This window comes from Stenotrophomonas sp. PS02289, from assembly GCF_029960115.1.
In the GTDB taxonomy this organism is placed as follows: domain Bacteria; phylum Pseudomonadota; class Gammaproteobacteria; order Xanthomonadales; family Xanthomonadaceae; genus Stenotrophomonas.
In genome coordinates this window covers 23182-41761 of sequence record NZ_JASCOZ010000008.1, presented here as the reverse complement: position 1 = coordinate 41761, position 18580 = coordinate 23182, and the positions used below count along the sequence as shown (strand labels likewise).

Sequence of the window (18580 nt, the reverse complement as noted above, 5' to 3'; positions counted from 1 at the left end):
TAGGAACCACGGCAAGTCGACGTTGCCGACGACCAAAACCAGTGATAGGCAGACAATTGCGGAAGTCTCGCCTGAAAGGGAGAGTGTACGACATACCTGAGATCACCACCTCATTTGATAGAACTTACTCCAATCGATCACTGGAGGCAAAGGCACTTGAACTTTATTAGGGAAGATGATCTCGAGCTGACGCTTCACCCGATACCCATCAGGAACCGCAGCACACCATATGCCGCATTCACCAACAGGTGAGTTGACTAACCCCGAGGTCCTAGTTGGCATGAAGAATGAGGCAGCCGCATCAAGAATTCCCTTTTGTTGACCTTCATCTTTAACTGAGGACACGCGCATGACGAGATCAGCGATGTAGTCCGAGTTGCGCAGGGGATCCTTCTTTGAGGTCGCAGTTGCTATGTTGTAAATCGCAAGACCATAAGCGGCGAAACCCCCTCTGTTCGAGTATGGATTATCAGGATCCAGCACCCCGCCCTGATACTTGGAGGCAAAGGCGTGCCCAATAACGGGATCGAAGTGCGTACCGTCAGTCTTTACGTGTGCGAATGAGTCCCCAAGTGCGTGCAGTATCCGCTGATTCTCCTTGTTATTGAGAATCGCCCTCACTGCGACTGGATTATCTTCATTTGCCTTGATGTCAGCCAGTATTAGAGATGCCTGATCAGTAAAGTACTTCTGTATTACTTTGACCTTTTCCGCATCCTTCAGACCAGTAAGAAGATGATTGAGCTTCTGCGGCATATCAGCCTCATTCCCGCGCAGGATGTTCTCTACCGTAATTGCGTTTCTTGAATCGGTGTCGGGACCCCATGCAGCAAGTGCGACGCCCTTGGCAATATCCTCTCTGAATCCCGTCAGATAGAGGATGGTGGCCATGGTCGAGTAGTGACCCACTTCTCCCCAGTTGTTATCAATCGCGTTCTTTGCTGCGCCTGCGCCCACTGCGGCGCTAACCAGTCCATCCCTGAACGAGCCCGTCAGCGCACCGCCCATACCTGCAATGGCGCTCACTGTATCTTTCTCAGCTGCCGTAAGGTCAGCGCTGTCCTTGCCAAACAGGAACTTCGCAATGGAGGGGGCAGCAGCCTCGGCACTGCCTGCTGCCAGAGCCCCCACCAGCGCACTATCGCCTCCTGCCGACGCGACAGCGGCTCCAAGCAACGCGTGTGCTAGCAGATGGGTCGCACTACCTTCGCCCGCTCGGCCCGCCCCCTCAGTGGCGTTTCGAGCAGAGTTCTCTTTGAAGTATTGCCCAATCTCAAATGAGATAGCTGGTGCAAGTGTCCCCGCAACAATGCCGCCAGTAGTGCCCGATGATGCGGAGATCCCACCCGTAATCGCGCCGACGAGAAGCCCAACCTTTTGCAGTCGATTGATTTCCTTTTGTGCGAGCATTCCTTGTGCTTCGAGAGTAGCCCTCTCTTGTGCACTTAGGTCCGCATCAGGATCATTCAGCCGCTCGCGGGCAGCATCCCGAGCCGTGGTTGCCTCATCAATAGATTGATTGATGTCCGCGCGGATGCGCAGCCCTGTATCGACGACAGTTCCGGTGGCAGCCGCCAATGCCTGCTGCTCCATGATGAGCTTCTGGAGATCCGGAAGCGTTTCAATGGCCTGATGCGCCGCGGCTGCATCCGTGTTCAAGCCCAACTCAGCTGCCGTGGTCTTCTTTCCACCAATCGTGATGTTGCCCTCGGTCAACGTCGCGTATGTGGTGGAACTGTCGCTCCCGCTCTCCGTAATCGGCACGCCTGGACTGAACGACGCACTATTGGCCTTCCCATAGTTGCCGGTCGAAATGGTGTTTCCAATGTCCTTCAACTGTGACCCCGCGCTGGGCGCATCCGGACCTTGCTGACCGGTCCCAGTGAAACCAAACCCGCCACTGATACTGGCCGAGCTCGCCCGGTACTTCATCTCGTTCTGCAGGTCGGTGAAGGTCAGCGTGTCCGCCGTCAGCTCGCTGTTGGCGGCATTGGTGCTGGCAATGGCACCGCCAATCAGGTTCACGTGAGTGGCATCTACATGGTAGCCACCTTCGCCGGCAAACAGGCCGCTCTGCTGGCCCACACCCTTGTAGCTGCCATTGGCCTTGCTGGCGCTGGCGTAGCCGCTCACGTCCCAGGCAGTACCGAACGACACCTGCACGCGCCCACCCACCTGGCTGTCCTTGGACATGCTCTCCGCAATGTCCTGCAGGGATTCGATGGTCAGCGTGCCGCCGGTCTTCACGTCAATGCGGTCGGCGGTAGCCGTCGCACCGCGCAGGGTGGTGTCGCCCTCGGCCTTCAGCGAGATGTTCTTGCCGGTCAGCTCGGTGTTCTGCCAGGTGCTGCTGTCCGAATTGGACTTACTGCTGCCCACGCTGGCTTCGGCGTACACGTACACGCCGGTCTGTGCACCCACGGAGACACCCACGCCCACTTCGGCACCGCTGTTGCTGCTCTTGCTCTTGTCCTGCATGTGGGCCTTACCGGCCTCCAGCAGGATGTCGCGGGCCGAGTCCAGGCTGAGCGTGGTGCCGGCACTCAGGTTGCCCTGCACGATGTGGATGTCGCCACTGGTGCTGGTCAGGTTGACGTTGCCGCCGCCCTGAATGGTGGAGCCACGCGAGACCGTGCTGCTGCCTTCGGCACTGCTGCTGGACTGCTTGAAGCCGATGCCAGCCTCAGCACTGAACAGCGAGCCACTGCCTGCCGCACCTTTGCTGACAGCTGACGCAATCGCACTACCAGCCTGATACGCATTGGCACCTGCCGCCATACCCTGCATGGCCTGCAACCGCCCATCCGACTGCCGCGCCGCATCCACGTTATTGATCAAATCAATGAACGGCGACTTGATCCGCGCGAACACACCAATCTTCAGGTCCTTGTCGCTCTGCGAGTTGTGCCCGGTTTCATCCGCGGTAAGCAGCTCAATCTCTGCCGCCGTAATGTTCACATCCTGCGCAGCCACCACGTTGCTGGCGATCTGGGTGTACTTGCCACCCGCCCCCAGGTTCACATTGCCGCCCAGGCTGCCGATGGTGCTGGCCACCTGCGAGACCATGCCGCTGTCGTCGTCGTGCTGCTGGCGGTGCCAGCCGGAGAACTTCTCCGTGTCCGAGATCTGCACAGTGCCAATCGCCTTGCTGTCGGCGGTGTTGGCATTGGCCACGGTGTCCTGCCCGCTTTGCACCAGCAGGTTGCCGGCGGCGCGGATGTTCACGTCCTTTTCGGCAGCGATGTTGGCGGCGGTGAGGGTGATGTCGCCCTCGGTGGTGGCCATGCGCACGCCACCGCCCACCGAAAGCTGCGTGCCGGTGATGGTGTCGCTGCTGCCGCTGCCTTCGCTGCGCGAGTTGTTGGTGCCGAACGGCAGCCCGCTGGTGTTGTTGGCAAAGCCCCAGCCCTTGGCGCTGCTCTCGCTGGTGCTGGTTTCGGTGTTGTGGGCGACCTCGAAGTTGATGTTCTTCGTGGCCAGCAGCACCGCATTGCCCTCGGCGGACATCTGTGCGCCCTGGCTGGTGATGCTGCCACCATTGGCAATCAGCGTCAGGTCGCCACCGGCGGCCAGCTGGGAAACGCGGGCGTCGCTGGTGGAATGAGTCTGGCTGCCGTTGCTGCGTTGGCTGCCACCGGTGATCACCGTGGAGGTGGTCGCTGCGCGTACGCCGGAGGCGGTGCCTTCGGCGTTGCGGGTGATGTCCCCCATGATGGTGCCGCTGTCGCCCATGCCATCGGTGGTGGAATCACGGGCGCTGCGGTAGGCCTTGGTGGGATCGTAGGTGATGCCCATCGAGAAGCCGCTGGACTTGCTGGACTGGGTGCCCTGCGTGTCCACGGTGTCCTGCCGCGCCAGCAGCGCGATGTCCTTGCCGACCAGGGTGAGGTCTTCGCCTGCGGCCACGTCCGAGGCGGCCAGGGTGAGCTGGTTGCCGGCGGAGATGAGCACGTTGCCTTCGCGCGAGGCGATGGCCGAGCCCACCTGGGTGGTGCTCTGCACGGACTCGCTGCTGTTGCTGCTGGCTTTGTTGTAGCCCACCGAGGCAACGCCATTGGCGAAGCCGCCGCTGAAGCCGCTCTTCTTGCTGGTCTGGCTGGAGCTGCTGTTGTGGGTGTCCTCGGCGGCGGTGATCAGCACGTTGTTGCCGGCACCCAGGCTGACGTTGCCGGTGGCATCCAGCACCGCGCCCACGGCGGTGAGGTCACGGCCGGCGCTGATATCGATGGCTTCGCCTTCGATCACGGTTCCGACGGCATAGCTGTCGTGGCTGTTTTCGGTGCGGGTGGTGGTGGTGCTGGAGAAGGTGCCCTTCTTCTTCTGGTAACTGTCGAAGCTGTAGTCGTGGTTCTCCTGCGTGGAAAGCAGGTTCACGTCACGGCCGGCGGACACCAGCACGGTGCCGTCGTCGCTGGCCACCTGGGCGGCAGTGAGGTTGACGTCGCGACCGGCGACCATCATCACGTCGCTGCCGGCGGAGAGCTGGCTGCCGCGAACGGTTTCGTCGCTGCGGCTGATGGTGAGGCTGTTGCGCTTGCCGGCGGCGCTGAAGTCGCTGCTGGTGCTGTCCACCACGGCCTTGCTGGTGATGTCACCGCCGGCCTGCATGACGAGTGCCTGCCCGGCGTCCACCTTGGAGCCGACCAGGGTGAGGTCCTTGCCGGCACTCAGCACGACGTCGCCTGCCCCCTGCACGCTGCTCACCGCATGCGTGGTGGTGCTGCTGCGCTGGAAGTTGCGGTCGTCGTGGGTGGTGTCGGTGCTGTGGCCCAGCGTCTGCGCGCCCAGTTCCAGATTGCCGCCTGCGGCCAGCTGCGTGATGCCTTCCGTGCCGGCATTGCGGATCTGCGCGCCTTGCAGGCTGATGTCACCACCGGCCGCCACGGACAGCACGCCCAGCCCGGTGGGGCTGGTGACGTACAGGCCGGCCACGCGGTCGGTCTGGGTGATGTTGTACTGGGTTGCACCGCCACCGCTGAGGGTTTCCACAGTGGAGGCCACGGTGATGTTGCCCTGCGCCTGTACCGAGAGGGCGTCGGTAGCGGTGACCGTGGCCCCTTCGATCTTGATGTCGGTGGCCGAACTCAGGCCCACCTGCGCGCCGCTGATGGTGCCGCCCAGGTGCTCGATCTTTCCGGCGTCGATGGTGACCAGCTTGCGGCCAGCGATGTTGCCGCTGTTGACCAGCCCGTTGTTGAGGGTGATGTCCACGTTGGCACCGGCGAGCACGGCCCCATTGGGGTCGATGTCGCCGTCGCGCAGACGCAGGTACACCTGCGGCACCAGCGCCTTGGTGCTGCTGCCGTCGGCCAGGGTGATGGTCTGCTCGACCAGCCACACGATGTCGCTGGTGAGCTGGGCCATCTGCGCTTCGGTCAGGGCCACGCCGGGGCGCAGGTTCCATTCCTTGGCCACGGTGGCACCGGCGTCGAGCAGGCTCTGATACTGGGCTTCGTCACTGGCGTAGCCCTCGAGGAAGCGGCGACCGGTGAGCTCGCCGATCTGCTCGCGGATCAGCTTCTGCTCGTAGTAGCCGTCGCCGAGCCGCTTCTGCAACGCGTCGGCGCTGAAGCCCATCTGCTTGAGCAGGTAGTCCGAGCTCAGCCAGGTCTGGCGGTCGGTGAAGCGCGGGTCGGTCTCGACCAGGTAGCTGCCGCTGTTGGGGTTTACATTGAAGATGCTGCCGCTGGGCGCGGTGACGTCCGGCGTGCCCATGGCAATGCGGTCCGGCGAGTTGCCAGCTGCCTGCACCACGCGGCTGCCGCCCACGGTGCCGTTGCCACCCACCTGCCCGCCCTGCTGGGTGCCGGCGGCGGTGGCATTGGCGGCCTGTGCCGCCGAGGCACTGCTGCTCGCGGTCTGACCCGGGCCCTGCGCGTTGCTGGCATTGCCGCCCGCTGCGGCCTGCGGACCGCGCACGCTCAGGTTGCCGAGTGCGGCCCCCTCCTTCACGTTGGGTGCGTCACGGCCCTGATTGAGGTTGCTGAGGTCGCCCACGTCGATGGTGAGCGTGCCGCCGGCGATCATGGTGCCGCCGAGTTGGCCGATCTTTTCGGAGATGGGCGTGGCAGTCCACTGGCTCTGGCTGCGGTTGTAGGTGATGGAGGTGTTGTTGAAGGTGTGGGTACGGTACAGCGCCAGGCCGACGTTGTTGACCCGGCTTTCGATGCCGTGACCGATGATGGCCAGGTTGCCGCCAGCGGCAATCTGAGCATAAAGGTTGTTGAAGTCGTTGACCGCCAGATGCATGTTGCCGCCGGAGCGGATCACCGAATCGGCACCGGCACCCGCTTGCAGCACGTCGTCATAGGCAACGTGATGCGAGATGCGGTTCTGCTCGTTGAGGCTGTACTCCTCCGGATGCTGGCGGCGCATCAGGATGGTGGTGTTGGGATCGTAATCCAGAGGCGCAATGAAGCGGATGCAGTCGCTGCTGCATGTGCCGTATGCGCCGTCGTAGGTCAGCCGGTCGTTGTCGTACCGGAACGACGACTCTGTGGTGATGCCATCCACCGGGTCAGCCACACCGGCCACCTGGTCCGGATTGGGCGCACCCACGTCCTTGCGGAGATAGTAGATGGTGATGGTCCCGTTGTCCGGGTCCATGCGCCACCGCTCGCCACGCATCTTGTTGCCCAGGCCACCGTACGCGTAGTAGTAACGGGTGGTGGCTTCGGTGATGCGCAGCACGGCGCGGTTGATCTGCTCACCGGAAGGCGTGATGTACGGAGTGTCCTCGACCACATCGCCGGGGGCAATGTAGAAATACTCGTACGCCTTGTAGTTGCTGGTCTGGTTGAGCGTTCCGGTATTGCTGCCGTTCTTCTGCCAGCTGGCCACGGTCAGATTGACCGTTTCGTCGATGCTTTTGACCTGCTGCGCCGCGACCGCCACGTTCTCGCGAACGTTGTTGAGGGTGAGCGTGTTGATCGACAGATCGCCGGCCACGTCGATGGTGGCACCGAGGTTGTTGATCTGCTGCGCGGTACCCGTAGCCAATCGATCCGCGCCCAGCGAGCCGCCAATAGCCGCACTGCCCCCGCTGTAGATCAACCCCTTGTCGGTGTTGGTCAGCTGCCCCGCACCGATATCCAGCCGCTCACGCGCGGCAATGGTGCCCACCTTGGTCACGCCGTTCAGCGTTTCCGCATGGTTGGTCAGCGTGCCGGCATTGATGGCCACGTGGTCGCCGTAGATGCGACCGGTGCCGAGGTTGTCGAGCGTGCCGGCTTCCAGATGGGTGACGGTGCCGTCGATCAAGCCGCGATTGGTGAGCGTGCCGCTGGCATTGAGGTGGGTGACACCCTGGCTGGTGATTTCACCGCTGGCGCTGTTGTTGATGTTGTGGGCGTTGAGGTCCAGGTTGCCGGCACGCAGGATGCCCTGGTTGTCCAGATCGCCGCCCAGATACAGGGCCAGGGTGCGGTTGGCGACCCACTCGCCGGTGTTGGTGAGGCCGTGCTGCAGGGTCAGGCTGAGATCGCGCTGCGCGTGAATCTGGCCGTTGCCGTTGAGTGCGGTGGCGACCAGGATCTGGTCGAGGTCGGCGCGCAGCAGGCCGCTCTGGTTGTTGAGCGTGCTGCCCACACCGAGGTTGAGCGAGCCGCCGGTGGTGATCTGACCGGCGGTATTGTCCAGTGCACCGGTGAGCTGCACGTGGGCGTCGCCGTCGGTGATCAGCTGGCCGTTGGCGTTGTTGAGCGTCTGCGTGGTCAGCTGCAGCGAACCCGCCTGCAGACCGAGTGCGCCACTGCGGGTGTTGCTGTTGTCGACGCTGGACGCGTTGATGGTGAGCGCCTGTCCCGCCGCGACTGCACCGGCCTGGTTGTTGAGCGCACCGGTGAGAGTGAGCCCCAGGTTCTGCGCGGCCTGCACGCGCCCGCCGGCGTTGTTGAGCGCGCCAGACTGCAGCGTCAGGTTGGCGTTGCTCATCAACGTGCCGGTGGCACTGTTGTTGATGCCGCTGCCCAGCACCAAGGTGGTGTCACCCTGTGCGACCACGGTGCCGCCCTGGTTGTTGAGCACGGCACCGTCCACGCGCAGCGTGCCGCCGGACAGAATGCCGCCGTTGCTGGGCGAAGCCGTGTTGGTGAGGGTGCCACCGCCCACATTGACAGTCATGCCCCCCTGCGATTGCAGGCGGCCACCGGTGTTGTCGAGATCACCGCTGCGGATGTCCAGCGCGCCGGTCTGGCTGCCGAGCGTGCCGTTGCGGTTGTTCAGCACGTTGCCGTGCGTTTCGATGTTGACGCTGCCGCCGATGAGGCTGCCAGACTGGTTGTTCAACCCGGCGGCGTCGATGGTGAGGGCACCGGTGGACTGCAGTGCGCCGCCGGCGTTGTTGAGTGCCTGTGCGGTGGTGATATCCAGGGTGCTGCCGGCGACAACGGTACCGCCGCCTTGGTTGTCGAGCAGGTTGGCGTCCAGATCCATCGCGCCGGCGCTGGACAGCAGACCGGACGCGCTGTTGTCGAGCTTGCCATCCACACTGAGGGTGAGGCTGCTGCCGCCGGCGTGCACGGTGCCGCCGCGGTTGTCGAGCTGTGCGGCACTGACGGTGCCGGTGCCTGCCAGCAGGATCTTGCCCTGCTGGTTGTCCAGCGCCTGCTGCACGGCCACGGTGGACGCACTGGTGCCGGCGGCCTGCACGTTGCCCTGCTGGTTGAGCAGCTGCTGGGCACTGAGGTTGATCAGCCCGTTGCTGCCGATGCTGCCGGCGCGGTTGTCCAGCGTGCCCTGCACGGTGAGGTGCAGGGCCTGGTCGCCGGTGGCGGCCAGGGTGCCGCCGGCATTGTTGAGGCTGGCCGCGTCAATGCTGACAGCGCGCGCGGAGGTGGTGGCACCGCTGAGATCGAGCGCCTGCCCGGTGAGCGCCAGCATGCCGTTGCCGACGATGCTGCCGCGTGCGCCCTGCAAAGTGGTGGCGTCGATCTGCAGGGTGCCGTCGCCGGCGTGCTGGATGCGCCCGTCGGTGTTGTTGAGCAGTTCGGCCTGCAGCCGCAGGTCGCCGTTGCTGGCGAGGGTGCCGCCGGCATTGATGAGGGTGTCGGCCCGCACCTGGCTCGCTGCGGTGCCGCTGGCGACGATCTGGCCCTGGCTGTTGTCGAGCGTGCCGACGTGCAGGTCGACGCTGTCCGCACCGAGCGTGCCCTTGCTGTGATTGAACACGTCGGCCTGCACGCTGAGCACGGCCTTGCTGACCAGCGTGCCGCCGTTACCGTCGATACGGTCGGCGTGCAGGTTCAGCGCGGTGTCGCCCGCGTGGCTGAGGGTGCCGTCGGTGTTGATCAGCTGGCCAGCGGTGATGTCCAGCGTGCCGGCATTGCTGGCGAGGGTGCCTTCGCTGTTGTCCAGCGTGTCGGTGATGGTCCAGCGGCTGTCCTCGGTGCTGGCGGCACTGAGCGTGCCCTTCTGGTTGTGGACGTTGGCGGCCTGCAGATCGAGCGCGCCATTGGTGGCCACGGTGCCTTCGCGGTTGTCCAGCGTACCGGTGAGATGCAGTTGCAGCGCTTCGCTGCCGGTGGCACTGAGCGTGCCGCCGGCCGTGCTGAGGTCGGTGGCGGTGACGCGGATGCGCTCGGCCTGGGTGGTGCTGTCTTCGCCGAGGGTGAGTGTACCGCCGCGCAGGTCGAGGCTGCCCATGCCGAGGATGCGGCCGCCCTGCCCGTCCAGCGTGCCGGCGGTGATGCTGAGAGTGCCGGTGCCGGCGTGTTCGATGGCACCACTGCGGTTGAGCAGCGTGCCGGCGTCCAGGGTGATGTTGCCGCTGGCGGCGAGGCGACCGTTGCTGGAATTGTCGAGCAGGCCCAGGGTGGTGATGTCGAGTCGGCCGCCTTCGGCCGCCAGCACGTTGCCGCCCACGTTGAGCAGCTGCCCGGCCTGCACCTTTACATTGCCGTTGGCCGACAGGGTGCCACCGCTGTTGTCGAGCAGGTCGCGTGCGCTGAGCTGCAGGCCGCTGCCGCCCAAGGCGTACAGCTCGCCGTCGTTGTTGCGCAGCGTGTTGGCGTCGATGCTGACCTGCTGGCCACTGGTGAGTGCCTTGCTCAGGTCAATGTCGCCACCGGTGATCGACAACGCGCCGTTGCTGAGCACCTTGCCACCGGCCCCGCTCAGGGTGTCAGCACCGATGCGCAGTGCGCCGTTGCCGGCCTGCTGGATGAGGCCCTCGCGGTTGTCCAGCGTGCGGGTGGCCACGGTGAGTTCGCCGTTGGCGGCGATGGTGCCGCCTTCGCGGTTGTCCAGCGCCGCCGTACGCACGCTGCTGCCGGGCGCGCCCAGCGACAGCAGGCTGCCGCCGCGGTTGTCCAGCGCGTTGCTGGTGATCTGGAAGCGGTTGGCGGTGACCTTGCCGCCCTGCATGTCGATACGATCGGCGGACCAGTCCAGCGCGCCCGCGGTGCTTATACTGCCGCCGGCACCCGACCACTGCTGGCTGCTGAGCAGCATGCGGGTCAGGCCGGCGTGCTCGATGCGGCCGGCGCTGTTGTTCACGTCCTGCGCGCTGAGCAGCAGCGAGGTGGCGTTGGAGCTGATCAGACCGTCGCTGTTGTCGAGCAGGCCGCGCACATTCCAGCTGGCGGCGGTGGTGCCGCCGTGCAGCAGCTCGCCGCCGGCGTTGTTGAACGAGGTCGCTTCCAGGCTGAAGGTGCCGGAGACGTTGAACTTGCCCGCCTGATTGGAGAGCTGGCCCAGCTGCAGCAGCGCGTCGCCGTATACATGCAGGGTGCCGCCGTCGTTGAGCAGGTTGCCGTCGCTGCGCAGGCGGTTCACGCCCATGCGGCCGCCACTGTTGTCCAGGCCGTCCAGGACCCGCAGGCGGGTGTCGCCGCCGTTGACGATCTTGCCGCCGTCGTTGTCGAGCAGGCCGGCGATGTTGATCGCGCCTTCGGCCAGCGGCTGCACCGGCGTGGTGGGCGTGGTACCCGTGCCGGTGCCCGGCGTGCTGCCTTCGTTGCCGGTGCCCGTACCCGGCGTGGTGCTACCGGTATCGGTGTCCGGATCGGACGGGGTGCCACCGCTGTTGCCGCCGGCATCTTCGCCGCCCGGCATCGGCGTGGGGGGCGTGATCACGCTGCCGACCAGGCCGTCACTGCGGTTGCTCAGCGCGCCGGTCTGGAGTGACAGCGCCTGCACGCCGGTCTGCTCCAGCTTGCCGCCATGGTTGCGCAGGCCGCCGGCGTCCACCTGCAGGCGCTGCGCGTTGACGGTGCCGCCGCTGTTGTCCAGCGTGCCGGCCGCGTTCAGTGCGACTTCGCGGCTGGCCGCGATGGTGCCTGCGTTACGCACGTCGTCGGCGACGTTCAGGCGCACGTTCTGCAGCGACTGCAGCGCACCGGTGTTTTCCAGACGGCCGTCCACGGTGACCACCAGCTCGCCGGCCTGTGCACCCAGCGTGCCGGCGTTGCGCACGCCAACGCCGTGTTCATTGCCCACCAGCCAGATCTTGTTGGCATACATGCCGCCCAGTGCGCCGACGTCGAGGGCGAAGGTGGGCTTGGTGCCGGCTTCGGCGGTGAGCGCGCTGGCTCCGGCTGCACTGAGCGTGCCGGTGCCCAGCTGTGCGGTGAGCTGGTTGGCCCACACGCCGGCGTTGACCTGCAGCGAGCGGGTGATGAGGTCGGTGTAGTCGGCGCGGCTTGTATCCAGACCCTCGCCTTCAATCTGGATGGCCCCACCGCCGACGCGGTATCCATCGAGCACGCCGCCGGTGAACACCGGCGTGCCGGTGGTCAGGGTGACCCGGCTGGCGTTGAGGAAACCACCGCCATTGACCTGGATGCCGGCGGGATTGGCGATGACCACTTCGGCACGTTGACCGGCGACTTCGATGTAGCCGTTCAGACGGCTGGCGGGACCGTTGACCTCGTTGAGGATCACCTTGGCGGCACCGGTGGCCAGCCACGGGTTGCCCTGCACCCAGCCGCCGAGCTGGGTCTGGGTCTGGCCGCGCGCGTTGTTGAGGATCGCCCCTTCCGGGCCGACATCGAACTGCGAATAGCGATTGCGCGAGACGCCACCGGCCGACGGCGTGGTGATGTTGACCAGCGGCGCGCCATTCGGCGCGGTGAGCACCTGTGGGCGCTCACGGCCGGGGGCATTGGGGTCGGCGACGATGCGCGCGTCCTGCGCGCCCGCCGGTGCCAGCACACTCACCCAGCCCAGGCTGCACATCAGTGCAAAGCCGAGTGGGGTCAGCGCGGCGGCGGTAGTGCGCGGCGCGCGACCGTTGCCACCCGCGGCGCGGGTCACCAGTTCGGAAGCCACCTGCCACACGCGCAGGGTACGGTTGAACACCAGCCGGTATACGAAGTTCATGTCACGCGTCCTTGTGTGCGGTCAGTAGCGCCAGGCCAGGTTGAAACCGGCAGTGGTGGAGTCAGTGGGGAAGTTGCGCGGGTGCTGGAGGGGGGTGCCGACAAAGCCGTCCCAGGAAAGGGTCTTCCAGCCGCCGCGCAGGCCCAGTGCCGCGCCCATCAGCTGGTGGCCGGCCTGCCATTGCACGGAAGCACCGCCGGTGCGGCCCGCATCCACGCCCAGGTAGAGTTCCTGGCGCGCAGGAAGGGCGAGCGAGAGGTCGTTGCGCAGGGTCCAGCCGCGCTCGCCGCTGAGCGAGCTTTCGCCATCGAAGCCGCGCACGCTGTAGCGCCCGCCAATCGAGAAGCGGTCCTGCGGGGCCAGCGGGGTACGGTTCCACTGCACGCGCCAGCTGCCGGTGTAGCGCAGGCGCTGACTGGCGATCTGGAACGGAATGGCCAGCTGTGCGTCGGCGGTGATCACGCGCATGCGCGACGTGCCTTCCAGCGGGATACTGGGGTCGAATGCGTAGGCCAGCTCTTCCGGCGCGCGCAATGCCCCGAACGCGCCGGTGCCGCGCCGGTACGCCAGACTGGCGTCGAAGCTGGCGTTGCCGATGAACTGGCGGTGAGTGAAGCCGAGTTCCCAGCCGGCGGTACGGCGGCGCTGTACTTCGATTTCGGTGTCGTTGATGAAGTTCTTCGACTCGCGCACCCAGGCACGGCCGTAGGAGCCGAGCTTGATCTTCGCGTTGCGGAACAGCAGGCGGTCCACGCGCGCTTCGGCATTGCGGCTTTGTCCGCTGTAGTCGTAGCTTTCAAACGCGCCGGCGATCTGCTGGCTGTAGTCGTAGCGGCTGGCGGTAGCTCCGAACAGCCAGTAGCCGTAGGGCACGTCGTAATGCACGGTCCAGCTGTCGGTGTCTTTGCCGCTGCCGTTGAACACGCCACGGCCGAGGCTGACGTAGAACAGCTCGTTGAGGCCCAGCGGGTTGTCCAGCGAGAACGTACCGTTGGCCTGCAGCTTGCCGGTGGCTTCGCTGCCGGCATCGTCCAGGCTGAGGCTGGCGCGGATGCGCGAGCGCTGCTGCCAGGCAATGGCCAGGTCGCTCTGGCCGGGTGCTGCCCCTTCGCCTTCGGCCGGGGCGATCTGGATGTCGGCGGTGACGGTGGGCACGCGCTGCAGGTTTTCCAGGCCCTGCTCGATGTCGCGCAGGTTCAGGATCTGGCCGCTGCGTAACGGCAGGGCATTGCCCAGCCGCGTATGCGCGGTGTCCGGCTCGTTGAACACGGCATTGCGGAAGCGGCCGGGCAGCACGGTGAGTTTCAGCGTGCCGCCGGTGAGGTCCTGCGGTGCGGACAGCACCCGGGTGGTGACATAGCCCTTGGCGATGATCGCGTTCTGCATGCGCTTCATCACCAGGTTGATGCCCTCGGTGCCGAGGCAGCGGCCGACGGCGCGGTCCCGGCGCGGGTCGCCGGCATACAGCGCCCAGCGGAAACGCTGCGCGTCGGGCCCGTCCAGTTCGATGCGGTCGATGCGGAAGCACGGCGACTCGCCTTCGGGCAGACGCTCGAAGGCCTCAACCGGGGCGCGCTCAAGGCGCACATCCGGGCGGGCTTCCTGCGCTTCGCGCAGCGCGCGTTCGCGCTCCTGCTGGCGCAGCACTTCCTGGGCGGCACGCTCCTCGGCCTGCTGCGCCGATGCCTGCGTTGCCATGCCCACCATCAACAGAAGCCCGACGACCCGGCCTCCCTGCCTGTTACACATCATCCGTGCACCCACGTTCTGTAATGACGCCCGCGCCCGCCCAGCGAGCACGGGTTCTTCTTGACCTGCATTGCCTGCCCCTGAGGGCAGCCGGCGATTGTTCCCGAAACCCGAGCGAAGCGGTATCAGGGTTCTCCTATAAACACAGCGGAATTCTTCCGCTCTGCGTGCAACGCCCCGCGCCACCACCTGCGCAGTGACGCCCGCTGCCTTATCGGCCGCCCGGCGGACTTCTTTAGGGCTCAGTAGAAGTACTGGCAGCCCGACCGTGCTTTCGCCGATGCCCCACTTGCGGAGCGGTGCCACGCTCAGTGCCACGCTCCCCGCTGGCCCCGCCGATGAATACCCGCAACGCTACTGGCTCCGGCACCCCGGACATCCTCCCCCGCCCCGATTTCCACTTCCACGGCCAGGTCGGGCGCACCTACCAGGACTCGGACCCGGCCCAGTTCCCGCAACCGGTGCAGGCCCCCAAAGGGGCCCCCAACGTGGTGCTGATCCTGCTGGACGACGTGGGCTTCGGCCAGTTCAGCACCTTTGGCGGTGGCGTGCCCTCGCCCACCATGGACCGACTGGCGGCCGAGGGACTGCGTTACAACCGTTTCCACACGACGGCACTGTGCAGCCCCACCCGCGCGGCCCTGATCACCGGCCGCAACCACCATTCGGCCTCGTTCGCCGGCATCACCGAGCTGGCCACCGGCTACGACGGCTACTGCTGCGTGCTGCCACGCAACTGCGGAACCATTGGCGAGGTGCTGCGCCAGAACGGCTACATGACGGCGTGGATCGGCAAGAACCACAACACACCGACGTGGGAGCTGAGCGCGGCGGGACCGTTCGACCGCTGGGCCAACGGACTGGGCTTTGATTACTTCTACGGCTTCAACGCCGGCGACATGAATCACTGGAATCCATTGCTGTTTGAGAACCGCGATCTCGTGCCGGCTTCTGACGACCCGGACTACCACCTCACCGAAGACCTGGCCGACAAGGCCATCGCCTGGGTGCGCCGCGCCAAGAGCATCGCCCCGGACCGCCCGTATTTCCTGTACGTGGCTCCGGGTGCCACGCATGCGCCGCATCAAGCACCTCAGGCTTGGATCGACAAATTCAAAGGCCAGTTCGACATGGGCTGGGACGCCTATCGCGAGCAGACCCTGGAACGGCAGAAGAAACTGGGCGTGGTGCCGGCGGACACGGATCTGACCGAGCGCTCGCCCGGACTGCCCGCGTGGGAAGGCCTGGAGCCGGACCAGAAAGCCGTGTACGCGCGGATGATGGAAGTCTTTGCGGCCTACGGCGCGCAGGTGGATGCGGCGATGGGCCGGGTGATCGACGCGGTGAAGGCGCTGCCCGACGCCGACAACACCATCATTCTCTACATTGCCGGCGACAACGGCTCCAGCGCGGAGGGCGGGCTGGAAGGGTCACTCAACGAGAACCTGTTCTTCAACGGATTTTCCGAGAAGTGGCAGGACAACTTCGTGGTGATGCACGAACTGGGCGGACCGAAGCACTTCAACCATTTCCCGTCGTCGTGGGCACATGCGATGAACACGCCCTTCCAGTGGACCAAGCAGGTGGCCAGCCACTTTGGCGGCACGCGGAACCCCCTGATCATCAGCTGGCCCGAACGCATCAAGGACAAGGGCGCGCTGCGCGAACAGTTCCTGCATGTCATCGACATCGTTCCCACGCTGTATGAAGTGTGTGGCGTGACCGCCCCGCGCGAACTCAATGGCGTGCAACAGAAGGATATCGAAGGCATCAGCTTTGCCTTCAGCTTCGAACAGGGCGACGCCCCCAGCAAGCGCCGCACCCAGTACTTCGAACTGGGCGTCAACCGCGGCCTGTACCACGAAGGCTGGATGGCGTCGGCCCCGAGCTTCGCCCCCTGGATTCCCAACCGCTCCGAGGACTGGTCGCCGGACCAGCAGGTCTGGGAACTCTACAAGCTGGATGAGGACTTCTCGCAGGCCCACGACCTGGCCGCACAACACCCGGACAAACTGCGCGAGCTGCAGGACCTGTGGTGGGTGGAAGCAGCCAAGTACAGCGTGCTGCCGCTGGATTGGCGCGCGGTGATCCGCATGAACGCCGAGGCGATGGGACGCCCCAGCCTGGTCGGCAAGCGTACCCAGGCGACCTACTACCCTGGCATGGTGGCACTGCCCGATGCGGCCTGCCTGCCCATGCTCAACAAGTCGTGGAAGATCACCGCGCAGGTGGAGGTGCCCGCCGACGCCGAAGGGATGATCATCACCCAGGGCGGTTCGGAGGGTGGCTACGGGCTGTACATGCGCGAGGGCAAGCCGGCGTTCGTCTACAACTTCCTGGGCCAGGAGCGCCCGGTGTTCAGTGCGGAAAAGGCACTGCCACCCGGCAAGGCGCATATCGAGGCGCGCTTCGACTATGACGGCGGCGGCATGGGCAAAGGTGGCACGCTCACCCTCGCGGTGGACGGCCACACCGTGGCCAGCGGACGGCTTGAGCGCACAATTCCCATTCAGTTCTCCATCGGCGAAGGGCTGGATATCGGCATGGACACCGGCTCGGCGGTGGATTGGAGCTACACCCTGCCGTTCCGCTTCACCGGGACGATTGACCACGTGGATGTGGAGATATTTCCTCAGTCCAACGCCAGTCCGGTGACGGCTGCCACCTAACGCCAGGTCCGAATGAAGTCAGGGATGAGGTGCAGGTCGCGCCGCAGTACTGCGAGCGGTGCGGCGACCTGGTCGCCGCTTTCGTCGTAACGGGAAAGGCCGGCGGCAAATCCCTCGCACCGCTTGCGTTGTTGGGGCGCAGGGAGTGCCTGCAACCCGGCCTCCATGCCAGCCGACTGGCGTCGCTCTTCCGCTTCGTCGTCGGACAGTCTCTGGCTGATGCGGGCCAGATCACCTTTGGCCTGTAACTGCACCAGCCGCTGATAGGCCTTGTCCACCTCAGGGATCCAGCTCCGGTTGCGCATGAACCAGTCGAAAGACGCATGACGTAGTTCATCCCCCATATCTGGAAACGCCATGCGGCAGGCAGACGCTTCGTGGGCGGCATGCACCGTGGCGGCCCTCAGCTGCTGTACTGCTTCGGCCAGGGGGGCGAGATCAGGCGGCTCGCCCTGCGCCGCCCCGTGCGCGCAGGCCGGAGCTGCGATCGCCAGCCACAACATGCACGTGCGCAGGCTCATTGGGCCGTATCCGGGCTGGGCGTGTACTCGAAGCGCAGCTCGCGCTTGCCCTCGCCCACCGCAGGCGTCACCGGCTCGATGCCGTCACAGCCGTCGGCGAGCTTGCCGTCGATGCCCATCTGGGGCAGACCGCAGCTGCCGTTGCTGACGATGCTCAGCTGCGGAAACACTTCGCGTGTGAACTTCTCGGCCTCTTTGCGCAGCCGCGTCCGATCGAGCGACGACGCCTTTGCGTTGTAGCGGATTTCGATCCCATGCAGCCGGTCCACCATGTAGATGAACGCCCCGCTGTAGGCCCCATCTTCACGCTTGAAGCCGAAGTCCACCTGATAGGCAGTTACCGTCTTGGGACGAGGCTGGTGATAGGGGGAGGGTTTAGCAGGCTCCACCGGCAGCTTGAACGTCGACAGCGCCGACATCGGCGGATCGACCAGCTGCGGTGCCCAGTTCTGCTGCAACGCCTCGCGCTCGATCTTCGCCTGTTCTGCGACGGCCTCGGGGGTGTTCATACCCACCGGATAGATGTAGAGATCGATGAAGCCGGAGCTGTCATCGGGACGCTGGTATCGGAGCGAAGCACCATACGGCACTGTGTCGATACGATGCTCACCCACCATCACCCAGGTGCCGATCCGCTCGGGATAGATCACCGAGGTCTCGCGCAGGAAGCCACCCAGCAAGGGCACCTCGTCCGGCGACTGGTTCACACGGGTCCGCCGCGCGGCCAGACAGTCCGTCACCACCGGCGTCAGGTGCCGGTCCAGGCGGCCGGCTTTCTGCTCGGCGATCAGGGCGTCCATCTGCGCGATGCGCAGCTCGGGGTGCTTTGCCAGCATCACGGTGTAGACCTTGATCGCGCTTTCCGCGGCGGCGACTTGTCGGGCCAGCTCGGGGGTGTCGGTGCCATGCTCGATCTGGAAGGCGATATTCCCGAACAGCATCTGCTGGGTCAGCTCGGTGGTAATCGGACTACGGTCCTTGTGCCCCAGTTCGGGCAGGTCCATCACATTACACAGGTTGACCTCGAACTCGCCGTTGTTCATCCCCCAATCGAGCAGCGCCCTTCGCACTTCCGCCGCGTCAGCCGCATCCGGCGTTTCCTCCAGCGCGCGGGTGTAGCGCAGGGCTTTGGCGTGCGTGGACTCTTCTTCGGCGGCAGGGGCTGCGGGCTCGTTCGCCAGAAGCGATGAAGTTAGCGCGAGGCAGAGCGGCAGGGCGAGGCCCAGGGCGGTGCGGCGGAGAGCGGTGATGGGTGCCATCGTCCTTGATTTCCTGATATTCGGCTTCGGTCCGGCTTGGAGGATAGCAAGTGATGCGTGACGG

At 65.4% G+C, this 18580-nt stretch carries 5 protein-coding genes; 1 reads left to right on the top strand and 4 read right to left on the bottom strand.

The features are described 5' to 3' along the window. Positions 1 to 102: 102 nt before the first annotated feature. Both QMX83_RS02265 and QMX83_RS02260 read right to left on the bottom strand, forming a co-directional pair. The gene (locus tag QMX83_RS02265; protein WP_282295037.1) at positions 103 to 12318 is read right to left on the bottom strand and encodes a hemagglutinin repeat-containing protein; all 12216 of its coding nucleotides are present in this window, start codon (positions 12316 to 12318) and stop codon (positions 103 to 105) included. Positions 12319 to 12339: 21 nt separating this feature from the next. After that, complete coding sequence (locus QMX83_RS02260; RefSeq protein WP_282295036.1) at positions 12340 to 14016, bottom strand: ShlB/FhaC/HecB family hemolysin secretion/activation protein; 1677 nt, start codon at positions 14014 to 14016, stop codon at positions 12340 to 12342. Between the two features lie 389 nt (positions 14017 to 14405). Here QMX83_RS02260 and QMX83_RS02255 point away from each other — a divergent pair, with 389 nt between their 5' ends. Then, complete coding sequence (locus tag QMX83_RS02255; RefSeq protein ID WP_282295035.1) at positions 14406 to 16736, top strand: arylsulfatase; 2331 nt, start codon at positions 14406 to 14408, stop codon at positions 16734 to 16736. Here QMX83_RS02255 and QMX83_RS02250 read toward each other — a convergent pair. Beyond that, complete coding sequence (locus QMX83_RS02250; protein ID WP_282295034.1) at positions 16733 to 17257, bottom strand: hypothetical protein; 525 nt, start codon at positions 17255 to 17257, stop codon at positions 16733 to 16735. The genes QMX83_RS02255 and QMX83_RS02250 overlap by 4 nt on opposite strands. Then, the gene (locus QMX83_RS02245; RefSeq protein ID WP_282295033.1) at positions 17254 to 18516 is read right to left on the bottom strand and encodes a hypothetical protein; all 1263 of its coding nucleotides are present in this window, start codon (positions 18514 to 18516) and stop codon (positions 17254 to 17256) included. Before QMX83_RS02245 ends, QMX83_RS02250 begins: the two co-directional genes overlap by 4 nt. Positions 18517 to 18580 lie beyond the last annotated feature (64 nt).